The organism is Thermogemmatispora onikobensis, assembly GCF_001748285.1.
Classification (GTDB): domain Bacteria; phylum Chloroflexota; class Ktedonobacteria; order Ktedonobacterales; family Ktedonobacteraceae; genus Thermogemmatispora; species Thermogemmatispora onikobensis.
In genome coordinates this window covers 17896-40211 of record NZ_BDGT01000043.1, presented here as the reverse complement: position 1 = coordinate 40211, position 22316 = coordinate 17896, and the positions used below count along the sequence as shown (strand labels likewise).

The following is a 22316-nucleotide window of genomic DNA, read 5'->3' as shown; positions in this document are numbered from 1 at the left end:
CCTCTAGAGCCAGCCCGAGAGCACTGCTGACTCCCAACAAGCCAAAGCTGAGCAGCGCGCTCAGCGAGAAGACGAGCGCGCTCCAGTTCAGTGCGTCCCAACGGCGCACAGCTGCCAGCCCTAGCACGGGCAGGGCATACCACGGCCAGAAATTGAAGTTGAGCAGCAGTAGCCAGGCTCCGAGCGCCAGCAGGCAGGCAGTAATAAGCGAAGATAGGGATTGGGCGACGGGCGACCTTGTCGCATCGGGCAGGCGTGGGCGGAGCCGGGCGGGCATACTGGCCAGAAGCCAGATGAAGAGCAGGGTGAAGCCGAAGAGGGCCCCACCTTTGACCGTAAGCTCGGCGGGTTGATCTGGCTGGCGGTGGCGCGGCGAATCCAGCAGCACAGCCAGAGGGGTATAGAGCCGACGCAGAGGAGGGACCAGCAGCGCCAGCGGCGAGCGAGAGAAGGAGGTCCAGCCCGAGGCGGCCATGACAGCACGATAGCTGTCGGCCCCGCGCCACAGAGGCAGCGCCAGGATCAGCACTACAACGGCTGGCAGGAGCAAGCGCCAGGTCCAGGCCCAAAGCCTGCCCCAGCCGAAGCCCGTCGCGTCGGCTCTCTGCCAGAGCGAGAAGCCGGCCAGCAGCGGCCACAGTGGCAGAGCCAGCGGGCTGAGAGCGACAGCCAGGCCGAGCGCGACCAGAGCGGCACCCTCGGCCAACAGCGCGCGGCCCCGTGAGTATCTCGCCTCTTCCCTGAGCAGCAGCCACCAGAGGGCAGTCAACAGCAGCGTCAACAGCAGCCCCTCGCTATGCCCATCGCCAGCCAGGGCCAGCAGGGTCAGCGGGTTCCAGGCATAGAGGAGGCTGCCGGCAAAGCGTGCTTGCCATGAGGCTCCCAGTCGACCGAGCAGAGACCAGATCAAGAGCGTGTTGAGCAGGTGAGCCAGCAGGAGCAGACCCTTGAGCAGGAGCAGGCCCAGGGCCGGCGACGACGTTCCGGGCAGGAGAGCGAGCAAGGCGCAGAGCCATTCCCAGAGTGGGCCGTAGACCAAGGGACTGTGACGAGTCAGCGGCGTCAGCCAGGGCCAGTATGGATCGGAGAGGAGTGCGGGCGGGGCTGTCCGCCAGGGGGCCAGACCATAGAGCGCGGTCAGGCGTCCGCTGAATAAAGAGGCGAAAGCTGTATCGCTGAAGAGCGTCGGCAAACACAACAGCGTCAGCCCGAAGAGCAAAGAAGGACCCAGTACCAGGCCCAGGAACGAGCCAGCACCGCTCGGGGGCCCACCAGCTCCGGCCAAAGCTCGCCAACCAGCCAGGGCGTAGCAGGCAACCAGTGCCAGCAAGAGGATCAGCAGCAGACACATGGCGCTGACGCGCGAAGAGGGAAGGGCCAGGCTGCCCCACCCCTTCCAGAATTGCCAGGCCAGCGGCGGCGCCGAGACCAGTCCCAGGCCCGCGATCGGGCGCAGCGTCAGCAAGAGGAGCAGATACAGCCCCTCACTCACGAGGGCCAGGCCGAGCAGCGCAGGCCAGGGGCGCCGAGAGACGACCTGCGGCTGCTCGACCGTTGAGGTAAGCAATGTTCTAGTCACACGTCAGATTCTTCACCGGGCCAAAATCAATGGCGACGCGGCGCGGTGCGGCAAAGTGCCCGGTGCCTCCCTGCCTAAGATAATCCCAGACGTTGGAAGGCGGTGTCAATATAGGGAAGATAGTAATCGATCTGCATCAGCTGCTGCAGCTCCTCGGGCGAGAGATAGCGCGTCACCTCGGGGTCGCTGCTCAGCGCCTCCAAAAGAGCAGGGCCACGAATTGGGCCATCGCTGGCCAGGCGCCAGACCCGCTGAGCATTGCGCTGAACCATCTTGTAAGCCTCCTGGCGTCCAACCCCCTTCTCGATCAGCGCCAGCAGCACCCGCTGCGAGAAGATCAGGCCGCCGGTCATCTGGAGATTGGCCTGCATCCGGCGCGAATCCACCTCCAGGCCGGCCATCACCTGCGTAAAAATATGGAGCATATAATGCAGCAGCGTAAAGGCATCCGGCAGAATGATGCGCTCTGTCGAAGAATGGCTGATGTCGCGCTCATGCCAGAGGGCCACATTCTCCAGGGCTGTCACTGCGAAGCCGCGCAAGACACGGGCCAGGCCGCAAATGCGCTCACACAGCTCGGGGTTACGCTTATGGGGCATTGCCGACGAACCCTGCTGACCCGAAGCGAACGGCTCGAAGACCTCGCCGACCTCGGTCCGCTGCAGATGGCGAATCTCCTGCGCCATCTGTTCCAGACAAGCGCCGACCAGAGCCATTGCCGTCATCAGCTGAGCCTGGCGATCGCGCGTCACAATTTGACTGGAGACCGGCGCTACCCCGATGCCCAGCTCCGCACAAACGAACTCCTCGATCTGAGGAGGAACCGTCGCGTGCGTGCCCACTGCGCCAGAGATCTTGCCGACCGCGGCCTCGGCCAGGGCGGCCTCCAGGCGCTGACGAGCACGGCGTAGCTCATCGACCCACAGCGCCAGCTTCAACCCAAAGGTCAGCGGCTCAGCGTGGATACCATGCGTGCGCCCGACCATCACCGTCTGCTTATGAGCGCGGGCCTGCTGCTCGACTGTTGCCAGCAAGCGATCGAGGGCTGCCAATAGCAACGCGCCGCCCTCCTTGATCTGCACCGCTAAGGCCGTATCCAGGACATCCGAAGACGTCAGGCCCAGATGGATGAAGCGCCCCTCTGGCCCCAGCTGCTCCTGGATCGAGCGCAGGAAAGAGATCACATCATGGTGCGTCTCGCGCTCAATCTCGCGCATACGCTCGGCATTATAGCTGGCCTGGCGGATCTTCTCCAGGGCCTCGGGGGGGATCACGCCTTCGCGTGCCCAGCCCTCGCAGACCAGCAGCTCCACCCGCAGCCACGTATCTGTTTTATGCCGGTCCGACCAGATGGCGGCCATTTCCGGCAGAGTATAGCGTTCGATCATATGGGCAAGAGCCTCCTCTTCTGACCGCCCCACTCTCACGGGCGGGAATAGCTCACCTTGTCCAAGTGCAGTGTATCACATGAGAAGGGCCGGGCGGACACTCAGAGGCCAGGACAGACGGAGGTCGGCAGGAGAATCGGGCATAAATCCCGCCAGATTTGTGTTACTATGATAAAATAGTCCCGGGTATCCATTCCCACGGCAGAAGACAGGACCGCTCATCCTGACCGTGGGAAGGAGAGAGAAAGGGAAAGCTCCCCATCTGCGGGAGCGGGCTGGCAAGGGCTGGCCGCGGTCTCGCAAGCGCATGAGCAGCCCCGCACGATCGGGGCTGGCGCGCCTTGACGTACTCCATTCCTCTCGCTACAATCGTGTCGCTACCAGCGTACCAGCGTACGCGATACCATTGTGCTCGCCAGTAAATCCTATGTGTCAATACGACTAGGGAGTCTGTGTCATGAAGAAGGGTATTCACCCGACCTACGTTGAGGCCACAGTCGTCTGTTCCTGTGGCAATACCTTCCAGACCATGAGCGTCAAGCCGGTGCTCAAGGTCGACATCTGCTCAAAGTGCCATCCGTTCTTCACGGGTCAGCAGCGCATCCTCGATACGGCTGGTCGCGTGGAGCGCTTCCGCAAGCGCTTTAACCTGCAGGAAGAAGAAGCGGCCATGAAGTGAGGACAGCGGGCAGATGGAGCGGGCCGATCGCCTGCCCGTCACCGCGCGACCCGGTCTGCTGTTGCGCCCGGCCAGACTGCGCTGAGCGAAACTGAGCAGGGCCGTGCGCAGACTCTGGGCAGAAGGTCGGCCCTGCCGTCTGCTGCCTCACCATACACATGGCGCTATCTCATGCAGGAGCGGTAGAGCGATCGCCGCTTGCTTCTCTGTTCTGGGCTATGCTATACTCGGCCTACCGGCGCCTGTCAAGGAGCCGGGCAGTGAACGGAAGGGGGAGCGTGCCCCGGTGAGTCAACGCTGTATTGTCTTTCTGATCTCCGATACGGGAGGAGGCCATCGTAGTGCGGCCCTGGCCATCAGCAGCGCCATTCAGCTGCTGCAGGAGCGCGCAGCAGGTAACGGGGACATCAAGCGAGGAGAGCGAGGCGAGGCTGAGGCGGTAGTGGAGGCGTGGCCTGGCCCAGGCAATGGGGCTGGTGCGAGTCCAGAAAGGGGTAGGAGAGAGGAGGCTGCTACCCAGCTCCGTCTAGAGATTATCGAAGCCTTTGAGGAGTGTGGCGCCCTTCCCCTGCGCCAATTTGCCAGGCTTTATGGCCCGGCCAGTCGCTATACCCCTGGCCTCTATGGGCTGATCTTCCATCTTTCCAACCATCCCGGGCGCATCAACGAAGTGCAGCAGCTCCTCAGCCCGCTGATGCTCAAGAAGCTGGAGCAGCGTCTCAGCGAGCTGCAGCCTGATGTCATTGTCTCGGCCCATCCTCTACTCAACTATGTCACTGTGGCTGCGCTGCGGCATCTGGCGCGCCCGGTGCCCTTCCTGGTTGTTGTTACCGATCTCGTCTCAGCTCATCACTCCTGGTTTACTGAAGGAACCACAGCCTACGTTCTTCCCACCGAGGAGACCAGACAGCTCTATCTGGCGCGTGGTCTGGACCCGAAGCGCGTCCATCTTCTCGGCATGCCGATTCACCCACGCTTTACTCTGCCGGTGGCCAGTCGCGAGGAGCTACGGGCGCAGCTTGGACTGGAGCCGGAGCGTCCGGTCGTACTGCTGGTAGGAGGGGGCGAAGGCAGTGGCGGTCTGCGCACCGCAGTGAAAGCCATCTCGCAGGCGCGACTACCAGTGCAGTTGCTGGTGGTCACGGGACGTAACCGGCGCCTCTATGCGCAGCTGCAGAAAGAGCAGGGAAAGTGGCAGGTGCCCGCCAAAATCATGGGGTTTGTGACCAATATGCCCGAGCTGATGCACGCCGCTGACGTCATCGTCACCAAAGCTGGCCCGGGCACCATCTGCGAGGCTCTGGCCTGCAATCTGCCCATCATCCTCAGCGGCTATGTTCCGGGTCAAGAGGAGGGAAACGTCACTTTTGTTGAGCGTAATGGAGTTGGAGTACTGGCGCAGGAGCCGCGGCAACTGGTGCGTGCGCTCCAAGAGTTGCTAGAGCCGGGGTCGACCCTCCTGCAGGAGCGCATCGAGAATGCACGGCGCCTGAGTCGACCCCAGGCGGCCTTTGACATCGCTCGTCTCATTCTTAGCTACCTGCCGCCGCCGGGCCAGCCTGGTCCCTGGGAAGAGCGACAGGCCCTGACCCAGGCTGCCGCTGTCAGAGTGAAGGGAAGATGATGGCCAAGCGCGTCAAAGCGAACGTCAAAGCAGGATTCTCCAAATTCTACTATGGCGGGCAGGCCGTCATGGAGGGCGTCATGATGCGCGGACGCACCTCGGTCGCGATGGCCGTGCGCCGTCCCGATGGCAGTATCTACCTCTACGAGGAGCCGCTGGAGCCGCGGCTCTATCGCAATTCCCTGTTTCGTCTTCCATTGCTGCGGGGCTTGCTGCTCCTGTGGGAGACGCTGGTCCTGGGGACGCGCATGATGGCGCTCTCGGCCAACGTCGCCCTTGGGCTGGAGGAGTCGGAGAAGGCGGGTGAGGACGCTGGGGCTCAGGAAGCGGTGCGACCTGGGGGGATAGCTCTGGCTGGCCCACTGGTGATCTCGCTCGGCTTCGCCATCGTGCTCTTTTTCTTGCTGCCGGTTTTCCTGGCTGGCCTGGTGCCGCAGCCGCCTGGCCGGAGCTGGCTCAATCTCCTGCTGGAAGGTCTGATCCGTCTGGCGCTGCTCATTGGCTATTTGCTCCTGATCGGGCGCCTGGCCGAGGTTCAGCGCGTTTTCGGCTACCACGGGGCCGAGCATAAGGCCATCAATGCGATGGAGCAGGGCGAGCCGCTCGATGTGCCTCACGTGCGAGCCGCCTCGCGGGTGCACACGCGCTGTGGCACTGGTTTCCTGCTCCTGGTCGTCGTCGTCTCGATCGTGGTCTTTGCCCTGCTGGGCTTCCCCTCGCTCTGGCTGCGGCTGCTCTCGCGTGTCCTGCTTGTGCCCGTCATTGCGGCTGTTGCCTACGAACTGCTGCGCCTGGGGGCGGCCTGGTATCATCTGCCGCCGGTACGTTTCCTGTTGGCTCCCAGTCTGGCGCTTCAGGGTTTGACGACGCGCGAGCCTGATGATAGCATGATAGAGTGCGCAATTGTGGCGCTAGAGCGCGTTATGCAGCACGACGCTGCCGAAGAGCAGGGGCAGGCCGCTGACTTGCCGCCATTCGTGACCTCGCGCTAGTGCCCGGTCGTGCATCTGGCGGTGGTCGGATTGAGCCAGGTCCACCAGGCCCGTGAAGCTTCTGGCTGCCGCCGACGGGTGAGGCTTCGCGTCGGCAGGGCTGCGGTGGAAGAAGGCGAGATGAAGCGATGCAAGCAATGCAAGCGATGCAAGCAATGCAAGCGATGTAGATGAACATGAAGATGAGGGGGCATTTTTCGTAGAGAGCATGGAGCAAAAGCAGACGAGCGAACAACGAAAAGAAGGCAACACGCCGCAGCAACCACTCGTGAGAGATCCTATCTACGCTGATCCGCCGGCGGCGCCGGTGACCGCGACCGCGGCCCCGGGGCTCAGCGAAGCCCCTGGTCTCCAGTTCTCGCGCTGGCGCTGGGCCTTGACCGGGGTTGTCCGCGTCCTTTATCGTCGTTGGACGCGCATTGCGGCCCACCTTTTCCCGGAGAACTCACTGAGTGAGCGCCTGGCGCGTGCTCTACATATTCCTCTTCCTGATCAGCTCAATCTCAGTTGGATCACCGATCAGCTGGCTGTCGGGGGGCGCATCCATCCCCAGGACATCAAGGCGCTGGCGCGCCTGGGTGTCACGCATGTCGTTGATACACGCTCCGAGTATGTCGATGATCGCCAGGCTCTGGCCCGGGTTGGCATTGAGCTACTCCATTTGCCGACGCCCGACACGCAGCCGCTCTCGCTGGAGCAGCTGCTAGAGGGGGCGCGCTGGGTCAACGAGCGCATCCAGCGCGGCGGGCGTGTGCTCGTCCACTGTGAGCATGGGGTAGGTCGCAGCGCCCTGCTGGCCTGCGCCGTTCTCGTTTATGGGGGCATGCATGCGCGCGATGCCCTGGCGCTGGTGCAGCAGCAGCGCTGGCAGGCGGCCCCGAATCACAAGCAGGTCGAGCGCCTGCGCGAATTTGAATCGCTGGTACGGGCGGGACGGAGTAAGTAGCGCTCGATAGCGCGAGCCACGCCATCCTCGCTGTTGCTGGTGGTTGTTGCGCGTGCGGCCTGCTTGACGGCGGCGCTGGCCTGGCCCATAGCGATCCCGAGGCCAACCAGGGAGAGCATGCCAATATCGTTCTCGTTGTCGCCGATGGCCATGACCTCGCTTAGGGGAATGTGCAGCCGGTCAGCCAGGGCGGCTACTGCTGTGGCCTTAGAGCAGCCGGCGCGTAACAGCGACAGCTCGCCGCATTGGTAGTTGCCGCGCTCCAGCAGGAGCCAGGAGCAGTCAAGGGCGGCCACTGCTGGCACCAGCAGGCGGAGTCGCGCGGGGTCCTCCAGAGCGACCAGGCGCAGCACGGGCCTGCTCGGTTGCAGTAGCTGCTCGCGCGACAGCCGACGCAGCTCGGCGGCGTGAACCGTGAAGTAGAGCTGTTGCCAGGGGGAATCTAGCTCGGCGGGGCCGGTCCATACTTCCTCGTGCAGAGGATCGCCGAGCGGCTGAATTACTGGCTGCAGGCCCTCGGCCAGGAGGAGCGCGATGCCCTGTTGGGCGACCTGGCCCGGGAGCGGGTTGCTATAGAGGATGCGCCCGTTGGGGTGCTCAACGATCAGGGCGCCGTCGTAGAGGATCAGCGGCGCGCTCAAAGCCAGCTCGCGCGCGACACTGGCTGTGTTTCCATAGCGGCGGGCCGTGGCCAGAGTCACAATGACGCCGGCGGCCTGGGCCTCAGCAATGGCGGCGCGCGTTCCCTCCGTGATCTCGCCCCCGGGCGTCAGCAGCGTGCCGTCGATATCGATCACCAGCAGCTTGCAGGTCGGTTGAGCTGGTGGGGTAGTCATGAATGCTGGTTCTCCCTCTTTCCACATAGTCCAGTGATAGACAGAAAAAGACGAGTGTGTGTGCAGGAAAGCGCAACACAAATGAGAAAGCGACGGGATAAAGCGCCCGTCGCTTGCACATTGCACAGCACGCTGGCTGGCTTCCCTGAAAGACATGCCTAATTATAGGCGCCGCTCTGAGGGAATGCAAGCGCGAGGGGCCGCTGCTAGGGCAAGAGTACTGTCCTGCCTGACCGTACCGGGCCTGCGCCCTCTGACCTGGCTGCTGTGCAGGCTGTTCTGTTCCCGGTTCCGCCCGGTGTCGACAGAAAGACGAAGAGACTGGGACGCGGCGGGACTGGCCTTCTTTTCCAGGAAGCTGGTAGAATCGAAGCATGAGCACACAGGAGCAAGCAACCGATTCGCTCGCACTTGAGCGTCAAGGAGCGCTGGCGGAGGAGGAGATGGCGTCGGAGGTGGTGCTGCCGGGCATGTGGCGGCCCTGGCGTGATCGCCGCGGCCTGCCGCTTCTGCCCGATGAAGATCCTGTCAGCACGGTGCGAGATAGCCTCTACGACCTGATCCCTCTTGGTCCTCGTGAAATCAAGCTGATCAGCAGCGCCCCCTTCTTGCGCCTACAGAAGGTCAAGCAGTTGGGCTTTGTCTATCGTATCTGGCCGGGGGCGACGCATACACGCTATGAGCACAGCCTGGGCTGCTACCATCTGGCTGTGCGCGCCGTGCGAGCGCTGCTCCAGCGTGGCAACAACGGCGGCCTTTCCGGCGTCTCCCTCAAGAGCGTACAGACGCTCATTGTGGCGGCCTTGCTGCACGATATCGGACACTATCCGTTTTCGCACGTCATTGAGGAGCTGGGCCATCCAATCATCGCCCATGAGCGCGTCGGGCGCTCGATCATCGAGCACAGCGAAATTGCTGAGATCCTGGAAGAAGAGTACCAGCTCTCCCCCGAGCGGGTGGCGGACTGTATTGATCCTCCGCCGGGCAAGCGCCTGTCTGAAGACGACGAGCTGCTGCGCAATCTGCTAAGCGGGGCCCTGGACGTTGACAAGCTGGACTATCTGCCGCGAGATGCGCGGGCCTGCAATGTGCCCTATGGGGGGGTCGATGTGGCGCGCCTGCTGGGGGCGCTGCGCGTCCATCCCAATGTCCAGGGGCAGCGGCGCATCGTGGTGACGCATAAGGGGATCAGTCCGCTCCACTCCTTGCTGCACGCCCGCCAGGAGATGTTTGACAATATCTATTGGCATCATACCAATCGCGCCTTTCAGGTGATGCTGATGCGGGCCGTGCAGGAGGCGCTGCTGGCGGGGGCGCTGAGCGCTGAGCGACTGACCGGGCTGGACGACGCTTCGCTCCTGACCTTGCTGGCTGAGCCACAGATGCCGCCAGCCTCGCGGGCCCTGACGGAGGCTCTGGAGCTGCGCCGGCCCTACAAGGATGCGCTGGAGATCAGTCGCCCGGCGGGCCAGCTCTTCCAGCGCCTGGATGCCCTCTATTGGGATGCTCAGCGCCGGCGGCGTGTTGAGCAAGCTCTGGCGGCAGAGTTGGCGCCAGCTTTGGAGACGGAGATCGCCGACTACGAGGTGCTGATCGACATTCCGCGCCCGGTTAATTGGGAGATGGATGTCTGGGTCTGGTTCGCCAATCCACCAGTTGGTATGGAGGCCCTGGCGACCTGGGTCCAGGCGACGGGCCTGCAGCCTGATGATCTGGCGCGCTACGAGCAACATCAGCGACGCATTCGGGTGCTGGTCCCCGAGCGTCTGCGAGCGCCGCTGCGCGCTCATCGCCAGGACCTGCTGCTTCCCCTCCTGCAGCGGCTGCTGGCGATGTAGTCGAGCGAGCGAGCGAGAGCCTGGTGCGCAGACAAAGCGCCTGGCCTGCTCTGGGAAGAAGCGGCTCCAATTGGCCCGGTCTGACCTGGCCGGGAGCCGGGAGCCGGCCAGCGCTCGCGCCTCCTCAGCGCAGGCGACGCTCCTTGTGCTGATACATCAGGCGTACAGCCTTTTCGTGGATGCGCTGGGCCGGGCGATAATCGGGAGCCAGTTGCAAAGCGTAGCCGGCAACGCGGGCCGCCTCACGGTAGCGGCCCAGGCGATAGAGATTATCGGCCTTGATGGTCCAGAAGCGCACGTTGTGCGGATCAAGCTCCAGCACGCGCTCGATGGCCTCGATGGCTTCCTCGAAGCGTCCCAGGCTGCGCAAGGCCCGCATATGCATCTCCCAGGCCAGCAGGCTGCCGGGGGTCAGGCGCGTCAGCTGGCTGGTCACCTCAAACAACTCTTCCATCTCGCCCAGGGCGCGCAGGGCCTGGGCCAGCAGCGAGAGCGAGAGAGGATCGTTCGGCGCGAGCTGTAGAGCGCGGTGCATCAGTTCGCGCACTTCCTGGGGCCGGCCCAGACGCCGGAGCAGCTCACCTTTCATCTGAAGGACGAAGAGATAATCCGGGTCGCGTGCCAGGCTCTGGTTAAAGGCTTCGAGGGCCTCGGATAGCCGATTGAGATTCAACAGGGCCGTGCCCTTATTGGCCCAGGCGCGGGCGTCGCTGGGATCAAGCTCCAGGGCGCGCTCGGCGCTGCGCAGTGCCTCGGGGAAGCGCTGCTGAAGAATCTGCAGCCCGCTGCGGTTGAGCCAGGCGAGCGCCAGCTGGTGATCGAGCAGCAGGGCCTGATCGTTGGCGATCGTGGCCTCAGAAAGACGCTCCAGCTTTTGCAGAGCGCGTGCCTTGCAGGCCAGGGCCAGCGCGGAATGAGGCTGTAGTTCCAGCGCCTGCTCGCTGACGGCCAGCATCTGCTCATAGGCCCCACTGCCATCGAGGGCGAGGGCCAGCCCGGTGAAGGCTGCCTCATCCTCGGGATTGAGCGCCAGCAATTGCTGATAGCTGGCGGCGGCGGCCTGCCAGTTGTGGCGCCGGAGCTGTTCTCTGGCCTCGCTCTGGAGATCATCGACGGTTAACTGCCTTTGTCCCCCTTGGGGTGTTTGCTTCTCTGCCATTCCTTTTCTGCCTTGAAGGCTGCCTTTTCTCTGTCCTGCAAGCAGAGTGCGCAGCCTCACTATCTGTAAAGGTCATTATCTCATGAGAAGGAGCGTCCGGGCAAGAGGGGTCTCCGCTGCTGCCTGTGCTCTCATCCCGCTGTCGGCTTACAAATCCTTTACAGAAGTCTGAAGAATCTCTGACGATCTCTCGCTATAGTACAGACAGGAAACCAAATGCGCGAACCCGGTGGTGATCGACATCATCCTCATAGTGTACACGTAGAGGCAGTGTTGCCCGAGACCGTCGATTGGACGGTCTGGCGCGCACGAGGCAGCGAACGAAGAAGCTTCGTGCCTTCTTTGCCTGCTCACAGTCTCACCCGGGGACCTTCTCTTTAGTAGTATTATAGAAAGCAGTGTCGGGAGAGAGTATCGACGGAGGTTGCAGGCTCATGTATAATCCGCACGCAGAAGACGAAGCAGGGATGAGCGGTCCCTACGATCAGCAGCAGACGGTGGCTGCTCACTATCGTCCAAGCGAGAACGCAACGGGAACAGGCGGGCCGGGTGGGCCGGCGATTCCCACAGGCAGCCCCTATTATGGAGCGGGAGGGCCACTCACGCCAGCGGCGCCACCACCACGGCGCGGCTCCTCGCTCCGGGCCGTGCTGATCACCCTGGTCCTGGCTATAGTCTTCGGAGGGTTGCTCTTCGCTGCCGGCTGGCAGTTTGGCAATGCGAACGGCGTGGCCTCGGCGACCCTGCAGACCGGCAGCAGCAACAACACGACGAGCGCCAAGGTGGTGACGACCGCAGAGCAGGCGCGTGAGGCTGCCATTGCCAAGGTCCAGCCTGCCGTGGTGCAGATCAATGTTTCAACGGCCTCTGGCGCCTCGGGCATCGGCTCCGGCGTCATTATTGATAAGCGGGGCTACATTGTAACCAACTACCACGTGGTGGAGAGCGCTCAGCAGATTGAAGTTGTGATGGCCGATGGCACCCACCTGCCGGCCCAGGTGGCCGGCACCGATCCCGCCGACGACCTGGCGGTGATCAAGATCAACCCACCGAGCAATATTACGGTGGCCACCCTAGGTGACTCCTCGAAGCTGCAGGTTGGGCAGGAGGTGCTGGCCATCGGGAACCCGCTTGGCGAGACGCAGACGGTGACCCACGGCATCATCAGCGCACTGGGGCGCACGGTCTCTGAGGAGGGCCAGGGGTCGGCAGTGATTGCCAACGCCATTCAGACCGATGCCCCGATCAACCCGGGCAATAGCGGCGGCGCGCTGGTCGATCTCTCGGGCAACGTCATCGGTATCCCGACGGTGGCGGCCATCGATCCTGAGTTCAATACGCCAGCGAATGGCGTAGGGTTTGCCATTCCTTCGAACCGCGTGCGCTTCATTGCCCAGCAGATTATCGCCACAGGCAAGGTGACGCATACGGGGCGGGCGGCCCTGGGCGTGCGCGTAGCCTCGGTCACGCCCCAGTTGGCGGCTCAGGATAACCTGCCGGTCGACTACGGCTCCTTGATCGTCTCGGTGACGGCCAACGGGCCAGCGGCCCGCGCGGGCCTGCGGGCTGGCGATATCATCGTCGCTATCGATGGCCAGAAGGTCACCGATAACCAGACGCTCAGCGATATCCTGGTCAACAAGAGTCCTGGCCAGACCGCCCGGGTAACGGTCTATCGCGGCAATCAGCAGCTGACAGTCAACGTCACCCTGGGCGAGCTGCAGGCGAGCAGCTAGGGCCGGCTTGGGAACCGTCGGCTACCGAGGGCGAGCAAGAGGTTGGTCGAGAGCAGAGCAGCCTCTCGCTCGCCCCTTTGTTTCTTGGGGGCAGTCAAACAGACAGATGGCGGCCCGGACGGACCTGAGCGAACCGATGGCGAGCAGTCTAGGAGGATGCTGGTTGTTTGCTAGAAGAGACCGGGACGCCGGTCGTGGTTGGGGCAGTGCTGGCCGGAGCTGGCCGGGCTGCACGGCGCCCGGTGAGGAGGACGCCGCAGAAGAAGACAATCCAGCCCAGGGCCATGAAGAGCCAGAAGGTGCTTTCCAGGCCCATAAAGCGGGCGAAGCTGCCAGCGGCGGCGTTGAGCAGCTCCCCCAGTAGAATGAGAATGTTCCCCCAAAAGACGTTACTGGTCTGCAAACCGCGGATCGAGGACTGGCGTCGCAGCAGCTTCCAGAGCGAGTAGAGCAGCACGCCAACGACGGCCACTACGCCGGCGGTGTTCAGGATGATGATAGTGACAACGCCAGCCCCGAGCTGGAGGACGCCGCGGCCAGAGCTGCCAACCACATGGCTGAGGGCGTGCTGGTCAACGCCTGCCGTGGCGATCGAGATAATGGCCAGCACGCTGACGAGGGCCAGCGCGATCAGGCTGGCCAGGGTCACGCGCCGGCTGCCGACCAGGGCGATGCTGCCCAGCCCAAGCCAGGCTGAGGTAAGGGCGGCGCCAAGAATGTAGTAGATACGGAAAAGAATGATCCCCAGTACGCTCGTCGGCTGCGCAGGAATCATGAGGACATAGGCCAGCGTGGCCACAAAGGCCATGCCGAGGGCCAGCGACCAGTAGAGCTGATGGGGACGATGACGCTGCACATATTGCATCAACACGACGCCAGCGAAGGCGGCGGTGACAATGACGTTGACGATGGCAAAGCTCACGAGTAGAACGGTCTCCATAGATGGCCTCCCGCAGGCAGTGCCCTTTTGAGAGCGATCAACCCTGCAAAAGCTTGATCAGATCGTGTAGATTATACAAAAACCTATGCAAACTTGCACTGCCTGCCGCCCTCTCCCCTCGCTGCCTGGCCTCCCCGTCGACCGCCTGTGAGCTGGCTGTGATGCTGGAGCGCGCTTCTCACGCGCTGCCTGGCCTCCCCTCCTCAGAGGGCAATGATAGCCTGGCGGAGATAGCCGCGGGCGCAGGCCAGCCGGCGAAAGGTACGCCGCTCTTCGGGAGGAGCAAAGAGTCTAAGACGGATGGCGTTCCACTCCCAGCGCAGGGCCTCGTAGAGCTGGAAGCTGGCGACTTCGCGCTCGAAGGCGCGGAAGAGTTCTCTGGCCTGGGCGAGGTAGGTCGTGAGGATGAGGGCCTCCAGGCTCTTGACAATGAAGCCGCCCCTGGCCCAGTGCCAGTTCCCGTCGAGGAGAATTAGCTCGGGGCGCTGCCAGACCTCCAGGGTCAGCTGGCTAAGCCGACTGGAGGCGCCAGGGGTGGTGAAGAGGGCAAGCTGGAGGCGGAGCTGCTGCAGGTCCCCATCGCGCAGCAGGCGCCCGCGCAGATGGCGCGCCAGCTCTTGGGCCGCCTCCAGGGCGCCGCGGTCCTGGCGCAACAGGGCGCATTCACCCCAGAGCACCGCCAGGTAGGCGCAGGCGATTTCCTCGTAGGGGAAACCACGGGCCAGCTCCCGCGCGGCATGGGCCAGGCGCAACGCTTCGTTGAGACGACCAGCCCTCTGGGCCAGAGTCGCCGCCCGGATCAGGAGACGGGCCGAGCTTTCGAGATCACTGCTGGCCAGGATCAGCGTGGGGTCCTCGCTGGTGCCAGGAGCCGTAAGGGCTGAGGCCAGGAAGGGCGAAGCTACGAGCATGGTTCTTCTGAGCATAGGGGCGTTCCTTTCTTTCGATAAAGCCTGCATCAAGTGCACCAAGGCACGAAACAATGATCAATCAGTAAGAGACGCTCCAATGGCCTGGCCCCGCTTGGGCGCGTTCCACTCCCTTCACCATCAGAGGCTCTCTCTTCTGCTAGAGAATCTGCAGGCGCGCTTGCTCCTTCTCCAGCGGCGTTGTGGCGAGCGGGTGCCGCTTGACTCCGTAGGGGCGGCGCTCTTGCCACATGGCTTCATGACGGACAACAAAGGGCAGGCCGTTCTCATAGCAGCAAACCAGATAGTAGTTCCCCGGTTGATATGGCTCCTCTTCAATGCTATGGACACGAACGTTGGCCGCCTGGTCCTGCCGGATGCGTTCCGCCAGGCTCTCGGCTTCACTCCTGGTCATCGCTGGTCTCCCTCTCTTAAAAAAGAACTACTATATTTAATATCGTGATATAACTATAACATTTTTAACAAAGGCATTCAAGGGGGTTGGTCTGTATAATCAAGGCAGATTAGCACAAGAGAAAGGCCCTATGGTTCGTCTGAAAGTCAAAGAGATCCTGGCGCAGCGTGGCATCAGCATGAGCAAGCTCTCGCGGATGTCGGATATTTCCTTTAGCACCATCAACCGGATTTGTAACGACCCGACAAGCACACCAACCCTGCATACACTGGAACAAATTGCCAAAGCGCTGGGAGTGCGCGTTTCCGATCTCTACGAAGAAGTGCCGGACCCGCCGCAGGAGTGAGCGGGTGGCGAGGGGGCAGGAAGAGCCTGATGCTGGGGGTCAGGACTTGCACGAGAGGAGGAGCCCGGCCTATAGTATGGGAGAGGTCGAGGAGGCAGATCCGCCTGGGCGGAGCGTATTTTATTATCCCCTCACGAGCAAAGGCATGGCACAGAAACGCGGAGTCATCAACAAAGAGCAGACAGAGAAGCAACGAGTGCGAGAGCAGCGGCGCGAATTTGAAGAAGAGCTGGCTGCTCACTATGAGCAGCAGGTAGGCAGGCCACGGAATCGGCGGCGGCTCATCTTCGTTGGTGTTCTGATCCTGGTAGCCCTGCTGGCCGGGGGCTATATTGTGCTGACCTTATTGCCGGCGCCAGCGACGGCGCCGACACCGGGGATCGCCGTAGGGCAGCCGGCTCCGGACTTCACCCTGCCCGTCTATGGTGGGCGCGGTGGCCCGACCGTCAGTCTCAAAGCTCTGCGCGGCCATCCGGTCGTTATCAACTTCTGGTCGGAGTCCTGTGATCCCTGTCGGCGCGAAGTTCCCCTTCTCCAGCGCACCTACGAACAGGATGGCGCCCAGGGGGCCTTTGTCCTGCTGGGCATCAACCAGGCTGATCCCAAAGAAGACATCGCCAGCTTTGGCCGGACCTTCAAGGTCACCTATCCCCTGCTCTTCGACGCCGGGGGCAACGTCAACGCCGCCTACCACGTCACAGCTATTCCCACCACCTACTTTATCGATCGCCAGGGCATCGTACGCGCCGTAGCCATTACCGAGCTAAACGAGCAGAGCCTGCGTCAGGGGCTGGCCGACATCGGGGTCCAGCTTCCCTGAAGTGCGACTGAGACCTGGGCCTAGCGAGCAGCCTGTCTGTTCCCCTCATCTCTGTCCTGGTCAGGCCAGGAAGGCAGACCAGCCCTGCGGGTCAGCAGCAGGCCGACCAGGCTGGCGATCAAAAGCAGACTCCCCAGCAGCAGGAGCAGCACAGGTGCACTCAAAATCGCTCCCAGGGAGGCGGTGGGGCTGCGTTCCCGCTGGCTGCCGAAAGTAGGACTGGTGGAAGCGGGGGTCGCCGCCGAACTTGGTCGAAGGCCGTGCGGCTCCACCGTTGAAGCAGCCGCCGTAGCAGCACGGTCCTGCTGAGCGGCAGGAGAAGCGGTAGAGGCTGCGGGCGCCTGCTGGATCGCCGTGCTCATGCTGCTCGACGAACCGCCGCCGTGCAGTGTGACCAGCAGTCCCGACAGCAGCAACGCCAGGGCGATCACCGCCGCCAGGGTACTGAGGGCGCGCACGAAGCGGCGCAGCCGCGGCTGTCCCGCGCGGGCCCCTGCCGCAGGCCGCTGCTGGCGCGGAAGCAGCGAGGGAGCAACCTCGGGCGAAGCAGTCGCCGATCGTGCTGGTGTAGAAGATGTGGAAGTGCTGTCAAGCAGCTCGGGCGTTAACGTAAACGTGCGTGGAGGCGTGGCACGTGGCAGCGTCCGCAGCAGGTCGCGTGTCAGGCGCAGACCTGCCAGCTCTGAGCGACATGAAGCGCAGTGGGGCAAATGAGCAGCGCAAAAAGCCTCTTCCTCGGAAGAGAGCGCCCCGTCCAGATAGGCTGAAAGCTGCTCAAGCGTTGGATGCTCCTGATGATCCTGTGCCACGACTCTCTCACTCCAGTGCCGGAAAAATGCCCCTCTGCAAGCAAGCCTAGGTCGCAATGGCGCTGGTCCTTCCTCCTTCTCGGGCAGCACCTGCCGGGTGGGGTACAGAGACAGCACCTCTTAAGGGGAACGAAACTGGCGCGGCAAAAGTTCCTGGTGGCGAGCCAGATAGGCCCGCAGGCGGGCGCGGCCCCGCGCGATGCGCGAGCGCACTGTCCCGAGCATCGTCTGCATGACTGCCGCGATCTCCTCGTACGATAGCCCCTCGATATCGCAGAGGATCACCGCCAGCCGCTGCTCGGGAGGAAGCTCAGCCAGCCCGCGCTGGATCAGTTCCTGCAGCTCCTGATGGAGCAAGTACAGCTCCGGGTTGGCCTCCAGATCGGCTGAAGCCAGCTGGGCCAGAGTGACCGGGGACTGTGGATCATCCTCGTCGCTGGCCGCCTCTAACGACTCCTCTGGATGGCGGCGCTGACGGCGCCAATGATCGTAGACCAGGTTAGTAGTGATGCGTAGCAGCCAGGAACGAAAAGCCGTCCCGCCGCGGAAATTGGCCAGATGGCGGAAAGCCGCCAGAAAGGTATCCTGTGTAATATCGGCGGCCAGGTCCGCGTCGCCCAGCATGCGCAGAGCCACATTATAGACGCTGGACTGATAGCGCAGGACCAGCTCATTAAAGGCGCTCACGTCGCCGCTTTGGCTCCGGGCGAGCAGCTCCGCCTCCTCAGCGTCAGGCTGTGCGTGCATCAACCTGCCTCTCTTCCTGGTCAGATCGCCTCCAGTGTAGCATAAAAACCGCAGCAGTGACTACACCCTGGGCCTGGCAGGCCAGACGCAGACCGTACCTGCACTCTGCCTGCTCCCAGCTTCCTGACGTCAATCCAGGCAGCCGGGCAAAAATTGCCGGCGCAGCCCCTTGACAGAGTGGCCCTGTCCCGGTACACTTATCAGCGTAGTGAATATTTTTTCAGCGATGAATAATTATTCAGAGACGAGGAGACAGACATCATGAGCAACGGCCTCCAGTTTGGTGCAGGCATCTGGCTCTTCGGCCAGTTTATCGACCGTTATGCCACCAACGCCTACGGGCCGCCGGTTGGCACCCTTGAAGCCATCGAGCGAGCCGGGCGTGTTGGGGGGCTGGTCGGGTTAGACATCAACTATCCTTTTCCCGAAGAGGACCTGAGCCTGGAGCAAGTCAAAGAGGCACTGGAGCGCAACGGACTGCGAGCCATCGCCGTCACGCCTGTCATCTATGACCAGCGCTTTGCCCGTGGCAGCTTCACCCATCCTGACCCCGCAGTGAGGCAGGAGGCCATTGACCTGGGCAAGCGAGCCAGCGACGTTGCCCGGGTCCTGGGCGCCGATTACGTCAAATTCTGGCCTGGGCAAGACGGCTACGACTACCCCTTCCAGGCCGACCATCTACAGCTGTGGGACTTCACCGTCAACGGCATTCGGGCGGTTGCTGAGGCCAACCCTGACATGCAATACGCCATCGAATACAAGGCCAAAGAGCCGCGTGTCCAGCTCGTCCTCAGCTCCTCCGCGCGCACCCTTCTCGCCATTCAAGAAATGGGCGTCAACAACGTCGGCATCGTCATGGACCTTGGCCACTCCCTGTTTGCCAAAGAGACGCCGGCGGAAGCCCTCCAGTTGATCGCACGTCATGGCAAGCTGACAAGCATCGAAGTCAATGACAACTGGCGCGAATGGGACGACGACCTGGCCGTGGCCTCCATTCACCTCATCGAGACCATCGAATTTTTGCAAGCGGTCGAGCGTATTGGCTGGCAGCGGCCCATTCTGCTTGATCAATTTCCCTTCCGCGAAGATCCCGTCGAGGCGGCGCGTGTCAGCATCAAGCGCATCCGAGCCCTTGACCGCGTGCGCCGGCGGCTCGACCAGGCGGCCCTCAAGGCGGCCCAAGAGAAGCAAGATGCCCTGCAGGCGCAGCAGCTTGTCTTTGCGGCCCTGCTAGGACTGGACGGAGGCGAAGAGTAAGCATGACCCCGGATCGTGAGGACCAGCTTGCGGCCCTGCGCAAGAAAGCCAACCTCTTGCGGCAGCGGGACCTGGTGATGATCCAGCGCGCGGGCATAGGGCACATTGGGGGAGACTTCTCCGCGCTTGACATCCTGGTCACGCTCTACTTTGCCGTCCTGCGCGTGGACCCGCAGCATCCCGATGCTCCTGATCGTGATCGTTTCATCCTGAGCAAAGGGCATTGTGCTGGTGCTCTCTACAACACCATTGCCGAAGTGGGTTTCTTCCCAACGAGCGAACTAGAGACCTTCATGAAGCCCCTCTCGCGTCTCAACGGTCACCCTGATCGCACCAAGGTGCCGGGGGTTGAGGCCAGCACTGGCCCATTGGGTCATGGCCTCCCTGTTGGCGTCGGGGCGGCCCTGGCGGCCAGGCTTGACGGAGCTCCCTGGCGCACCTATGTGCTCACGGGCGACGGAGAGCTGCAAGAGGGCAGCAACTGGGAAGCGGCGATGGCCGCGGCTCACTACGGACTGGACAACCTGACCGTTATCGTCGATCGCAACCGACTGCAGCAGGGCGCGCCAACCGAGGACACCATCCGGCTGGAGCCACTGGCAGACAAATGGCGCGCCTTCGGCTGGGCGGTGCGCGAAGTCGACGGCCACGACCACGCCGCGCTCCTGCACATGTTGCAGAGCGAGAGCTGGGAAGCGGGACGTCCGCGCTGTCTGATTGCCTACACACACAAAGGTCAAGGGGTTTCCTTTATGTGCGACAATGTTGACTGGCACCATCGAGTACCGACGCCCGAAGAGGCGGAGCGGGCTTTGCAGGAGCTGCGGGAGGCGGTGCACGGATGAGCCAGCTCTACGATTGTCGGGATGCCTTTGCCCAGGCCCTCGAAGAGGCGGCGCGTAACGATCCGCGCATTGTCGTCGTCATCAATGACTCCCTCGGCTCCAGCAAGCTCAAAGGCTTCAAGGCGGCCTTTCCGCAGCGGCTGGTCAACGTGGGTATTGCCGAGCAAAACATGGTTGGGGTAGCTGCTGGCCTCGCCAACGGCGGCAAGGTTCCCTTTGTCAGTGGGGCCTCGCCCTTTCTGACAGCGCGCGCTCTCGAACAGATCAAAGTTGACCTGGCCTACTCTCAGGCCAACGTCAAGCTTTGCGGCATGAGCAGCGGCCTGGCCTACGGTGAGCTGGGGCCGACCCATCACTCCATTGAAGACCTGGCCTGGACGCGCGCCATCGCCAATCTCACCGTGGTTGTGCCTGCTGATCCGCTGGAGACCGCTCAGGCTGTGCACGAAGCCGCTCGCCTCTCTGGCCCCTTCTTCCTGCGCATCAGTCGCATGCCGGTGCCCCAGGTTCATCCGGCGGACTATCGCTTCCGCCTCGGCAAAGCGAGCTGGCTGCGTCAGGGGAGCGATATCACGCTGATCGCCACGGGGGTCATGGTGGCTCGTGCCCTGGAGGCTGCCGCGCTCCTGGCCAACGACGGCATTGAGGCGGCAGTGATCAACATGGCGACCATTCGTCCGCTCGATCGCGAGGCTGTGGTCGAGGCAGCGCGCCGCAGTGGGGCCATCGTCACTGTTGAAGAGCACACCATCTATGGCGGGCTGGGAGGAGCGGTCGCCGAGGCAGTGGTGACCACCTACCCCGTGCCGATGCGTATCCTGGGCGTTCCCGGCGTCTTCGCGCCCACCGGCTCGCCCGAGTATCTCTTAGAGCATTTCGGTCTGACGCCTGCGGGCATTCGTGCTGCAGCGTTAGAGCTTCTCAAGGCGAGAGCAGAGCAATGAAGCAGACGGCAATCCTGGCCATTGATCAGGGAACCACCAATACCAAAGCCTTGCTCGTCGACGCAGCAGGCAACGTTCTGGCGCGGGCCAGCCGCCCTGTCCAGCGCCGCTATCCGCGTCCGGCCTGGGTTGAACAGGACCCGCTGGAGCTCTGGCAGAGCGTGCTGGAGGCCAGCGCTGCCTGTCTGGAGCAGGCTGGAGCGGCTGTAGAGCTGCTCGCGCTGGCCATCAGCAACCAGCGCGAGTCGGTTCTGCTCTGGGAGCGAGCCAGCGGTCGGCCCCTGGGGCCATGCGTGAGCTGGCAGTGCCAGCGCTCGCGTCAGCTCTGCCAGTCCCTGCAAGATCAGGGACTGGAGCCATTCATTCGCGAGCGCAGTGGCCTCACGATCGATCCCATGTTCTCCGGGACCAAGATTCGCTGGCTGCTGGAGGAGCAGGATCTCCTGGGGCGGGCGGAGGCTGGCGAGCTATGCGCGGGCACTATCGATAGCTGGCTCTGCTGGCAGCTCAGCGGCGGTGCAGCCCATGTCTGTGACATGACCAACGCCTCACGCACGCAGCTCTTCAATCTGGAGCGGCGAGCCTGGGACGAGGAGCTGCTGCAGCTGCTGGGCGTACCGGCGGCTGTACTGCCCGTCGTCGAGCCTTCGGCAGCCGTTCATGCGCGGACCGTAGCCTGCGGAGCCATTCCGGCGGGTCTACCGCTAGCGGCCCTGATCGGCGACTCCCATGCCGCCCTCTTTGGCCAGGCCGGCTTCTTGCCGGGGGCCGTTAAAGCCACCTATGGCACCGGCTCCTCCCTCATGACGCCGGTGCCGGAGCCGCGTCTCTCGCAGAGTGGGCTATCGACCACGATCGCCTGGGCCATTGGCGAGCGGGTCACCTATGCTCTCGAAGGCAATATTTACGTCACGGGAGCTGCCGTCGAGTGGCTAGGGCGCTTCCTTGGCCTCAGCGATCCCGTTGTTGACTTAGCGGCCCTGGCCGCGGGCGTGTCCGACAGCGGCGGCCTCTACTTCGTCCCGGCCCTCAGCGGCCTGGGAGCGCCCTACTGGGACAAAGAGGCGCGCGGTCTCATCTGTGGTCTGACCCAGGCCAGCACCCTGCCGCAGTTAGCGCGGGCCACCGTCGAAGCCATTGCCTATCAGGTGCGTGCCGTCTTTGACGCCATGCAGGAGGAAGCGGGCGTCGAACTGCAAGTATTACTCGCCGATGGTGGTGCCACTCGTAACGACCTGCTCATGCAATTTCAGGCCGACATCATTGGCAAACCGGTGCTACGCTGTGAATCGGCTGATGTCTCAGCGCTGGGGGCTGCCTATCTGGCGGGCCTGACGGTGGGCCTCTGGGCGAGCGAGGAGGAGATCGCCGCTCTGCCGCGCCCCCGTCAGCGCTTCACGCCTACCCTGCCTGTGGAAGAGCGCGAGGCCCACTACAGTGGCTGGCAGGAGGCGGTCGCGCGCGCCATGCTGCACCGATCCGCGGGGCGCCGGGATGAAGGATCGTAG

Annotated in this window: 20 protein-coding genes and 1 pseudogene; 12 read left to right on the top strand and 9 right to left on the bottom strand. The window is 63.2% G+C overall.

Annotated features, from left to right (window positions below; all coding sequences use genetic code 11):
* Together BGC09_RS17000 and purB are read right to left on the bottom strand one after the other, a co-directional pair.
* A pseudogene (locus tag BGC09_RS17000) lies at positions 1 to 1579 on the bottom strand (hypothetical protein); the annotation flags it as partial.
* Positions 1580 to 1653: 74 nt separating this feature from the next.
* Complete coding sequence (gene purB / locus BGC09_RS16995; RefSeq protein ID WP_069805429.1) at positions 1654 to 2967, bottom strand: adenylosuccinate lyase; 1314 nt, start codon at positions 2965 to 2967, stop codon at positions 1654 to 1656.
* 457 nt (positions 2968 to 3424) lie between these two features.
* On the opposite strand from purB, the gene rpmE reads away from it, so the two are divergent.
* The 4 genes from rpmE to BGC09_RS16975 all read left to right on the top strand — a co-directional run bounded on the left by rpmE (position 3425) and on the right by BGC09_RS16975 (position 7208).
* Positions 3425 to 3646 carry a 50S ribosomal protein L31 gene (gene rpmE / locus BGC09_RS16990; RefSeq protein WP_052889984.1) on the top strand — a complete coding sequence of 74 codons (222 nt, stop codon included), beginning with the start codon at positions 3425 to 3427 and terminating at the stop codon, positions 3644 to 3646.
* 286 nt (positions 3647 to 3932) lie between these two features.
* On the top strand, positions 3933 to 5270 hold the full coding sequence (locus tag BGC09_RS16985; RefSeq protein ID WP_069805428.1) for an MGDG synthase family glycosyltransferase: 1338 nt from the start codon (positions 3933 to 3935) through the stop codon (positions 5268 to 5270).
* Positions 5267 to 6262, top strand: a complete 996-nt coding sequence (locus BGC09_RS16980; RefSeq protein WP_218104082.1) for a DUF1385 domain-containing protein — start codon at positions 5267 to 5269, stop codon at positions 6260 to 6262. The genes BGC09_RS16985 and BGC09_RS16980 overlap by 4 nt, the downstream gene beginning before the upstream one ends.
* A 208-nt stretch (positions 6263 to 6470) precedes the next feature.
* Positions 6471 to 7208, top strand: a complete 738-nt coding sequence (locus BGC09_RS16975) for a protein-tyrosine phosphatase family protein (protein ID WP_069805426.1) — start codon at positions 6471 to 6473, stop codon at positions 7206 to 7208.
* On the opposite strand, the gene BGC09_RS16970 is transcribed toward BGC09_RS16975, so the two are convergent.
* Positions 7145 to 8044: a Cof-type HAD-IIB family hydrolase gene (locus tag BGC09_RS16970; protein WP_069805425.1), complete on the bottom strand. Its 900-nt coding sequence runs from the start codon at positions 8042 to 8044 to the stop codon at positions 7145 to 7147. The two genes, BGC09_RS16975 and BGC09_RS16970, sit on opposite strands and share 64 nt — an antisense overlap.
* Before the next feature lie 374 nt (positions 8045 to 8418).
* Between BGC09_RS16970 and BGC09_RS16965 the strand changes: the two genes are divergently transcribed.
* Positions 8419 to 9882 carry an HD domain-containing protein gene (locus tag BGC09_RS16965; RefSeq protein WP_084659031.1) on the top strand — a complete coding sequence of 488 codons (1464 nt, stop codon included), beginning with the start codon at positions 8419 to 8421 and terminating at the stop codon, positions 9880 to 9882.
* A 124-nt stretch (positions 9883 to 10006) separates the two neighbouring features.
* Here BGC09_RS16965 and BGC09_RS16960 read toward each other — a convergent pair whose 3' ends face one another.
* On the bottom strand, positions 10007 to 11041 hold the full coding sequence (locus tag BGC09_RS16960) for a tetratricopeptide repeat protein (RefSeq protein WP_069805424.1): 1035 nt from the start codon (positions 11039 to 11041) through the stop codon (positions 10007 to 10009).
* Positions 11042 to 11475: 434 nt separating this feature from the next.
* On the opposite strand from BGC09_RS16960, the gene BGC09_RS16955 reads away from it, so the two are divergent.
* Positions 11476 to 12777 carry a S1C family serine protease gene (locus BGC09_RS16955; protein ID WP_084659030.1) on the top strand — a complete coding sequence of 434 codons (1302 nt, stop codon included), beginning with the start codon at positions 11476 to 11478 and terminating at the stop codon, positions 12775 to 12777.
* A gap of 148 nt (positions 12778 to 12925) precedes the next feature.
* Here the strand turns inward: BGC09_RS16955 and BGC09_RS16950 are convergent, their stop codons facing one another.
* From BGC09_RS16950 to BGC09_RS16940, 3 genes are all read right to left on the bottom strand, one after another.
* Entirely contained in the window at positions 12926 to 13717 is a 792-nt protein-coding gene (locus BGC09_RS16950) for a hypothetical protein (RefSeq protein WP_069805423.1), read from the bottom strand.
* A 203-nt stretch (positions 13718 to 13920) separates the two neighbouring features.
* A complete protein-coding gene (locus BGC09_RS16945) occupies positions 13921 to 14643 on the bottom strand; it encodes a hypothetical protein (protein WP_069805422.1) in 723 nt (240 codons plus the stop codon).
* Positions 14644 to 14785: 142 nt separating this feature from the next.
* Positions 14786 to 15040: a hypothetical protein gene (locus BGC09_RS16940; protein ID WP_069805421.1), complete on the bottom strand. Its 255-nt coding sequence runs from the start codon at positions 15038 to 15040 to the stop codon at positions 14786 to 14788.
* Between the two features lie 130 nt (positions 15041 to 15170).
* Between BGC09_RS16940 and BGC09_RS16935 the strand changes: the two genes are divergently transcribed.
* Both BGC09_RS16935 and BGC09_RS16930 read left to right on the top strand, forming a co-directional pair.
* The gene (locus tag BGC09_RS16935; RefSeq protein ID WP_069805420.1) at positions 15171 to 15386 is read left to right on the top strand and encodes a helix-turn-helix domain-containing protein; all 216 of its coding nucleotides are present in this window, start codon (positions 15171 to 15173) and stop codon (positions 15384 to 15386) included.
* A gap of 145 nt (positions 15387 to 15531) precedes the next feature.
* On the top strand, positions 15532 to 16206 hold the full coding sequence (locus BGC09_RS16930) for a TlpA family protein disulfide reductase (RefSeq protein ID WP_176728958.1): 675 nt from the start codon (positions 15532 to 15534) through the stop codon (positions 16204 to 16206).
* A gap of 20 nt (positions 16207 to 16226) precedes the next feature.
* Here BGC09_RS16930 and BGC09_RS16925 read toward each other — a convergent pair whose 3' ends face one another.
* Positions 16227 to 17015, bottom strand: coding sequence for an anti-sigma factor family protein (locus tag BGC09_RS16925; protein ID WP_069805418.1), 789 nt, complete (start codon positions 17013 to 17015; stop codon positions 16227 to 16229).
* 120 nt (positions 17016 to 17135) lie between these two features.
* Positions 17136 to 17762 (bottom strand): sigma-70 family RNA polymerase sigma factor, encoded by a 627-nt coding sequence (locus tag BGC09_RS16920; RefSeq protein WP_069805417.1) that lies wholly within the window; start codon positions 17760 to 17762, stop codon positions 17136 to 17138.
* Between the two features lie 261 nt (positions 17763 to 18023).
* On the opposite strand from BGC09_RS16920, the gene BGC09_RS16915 reads away from it, so the two are divergent.
* The 4 genes from BGC09_RS16915 to BGC09_RS16900 are packed head-to-tail and all read left to right on the top strand — an operon-like array spanning position 18024 to position 22316.
* Positions 18024 to 19019, top strand: coding sequence for a sugar phosphate isomerase/epimerase family protein (locus tag BGC09_RS16915; protein WP_069805416.1), 996 nt, complete (start codon positions 18024 to 18026; stop codon positions 19017 to 19019).
* A 2-nt stretch (positions 19020 to 19021) separates the two neighbouring features.
* Entirely contained in the window at positions 19022 to 19864 is an 843-nt protein-coding gene (locus tag BGC09_RS16910; RefSeq protein ID WP_069805415.1) for a transketolase, read from the top strand.
* Positions 19861 to 20808, top strand: coding sequence for a transketolase family protein (locus BGC09_RS16905; protein WP_069805414.1), 948 nt, complete (start codon positions 19861 to 19863; stop codon positions 20806 to 20808). Before BGC09_RS16910 ends, BGC09_RS16905 begins: the two co-directional genes overlap by 4 nt.
* Positions 20805 to 22316 (top strand): FGGY family carbohydrate kinase, encoded by a 1512-nt coding sequence (locus BGC09_RS16900; RefSeq protein WP_069805413.1) that lies wholly within the window; start codon positions 20805 to 20807, stop codon positions 22314 to 22316. The genes BGC09_RS16905 and BGC09_RS16900 overlap by 4 nt, the downstream gene beginning before the upstream one ends.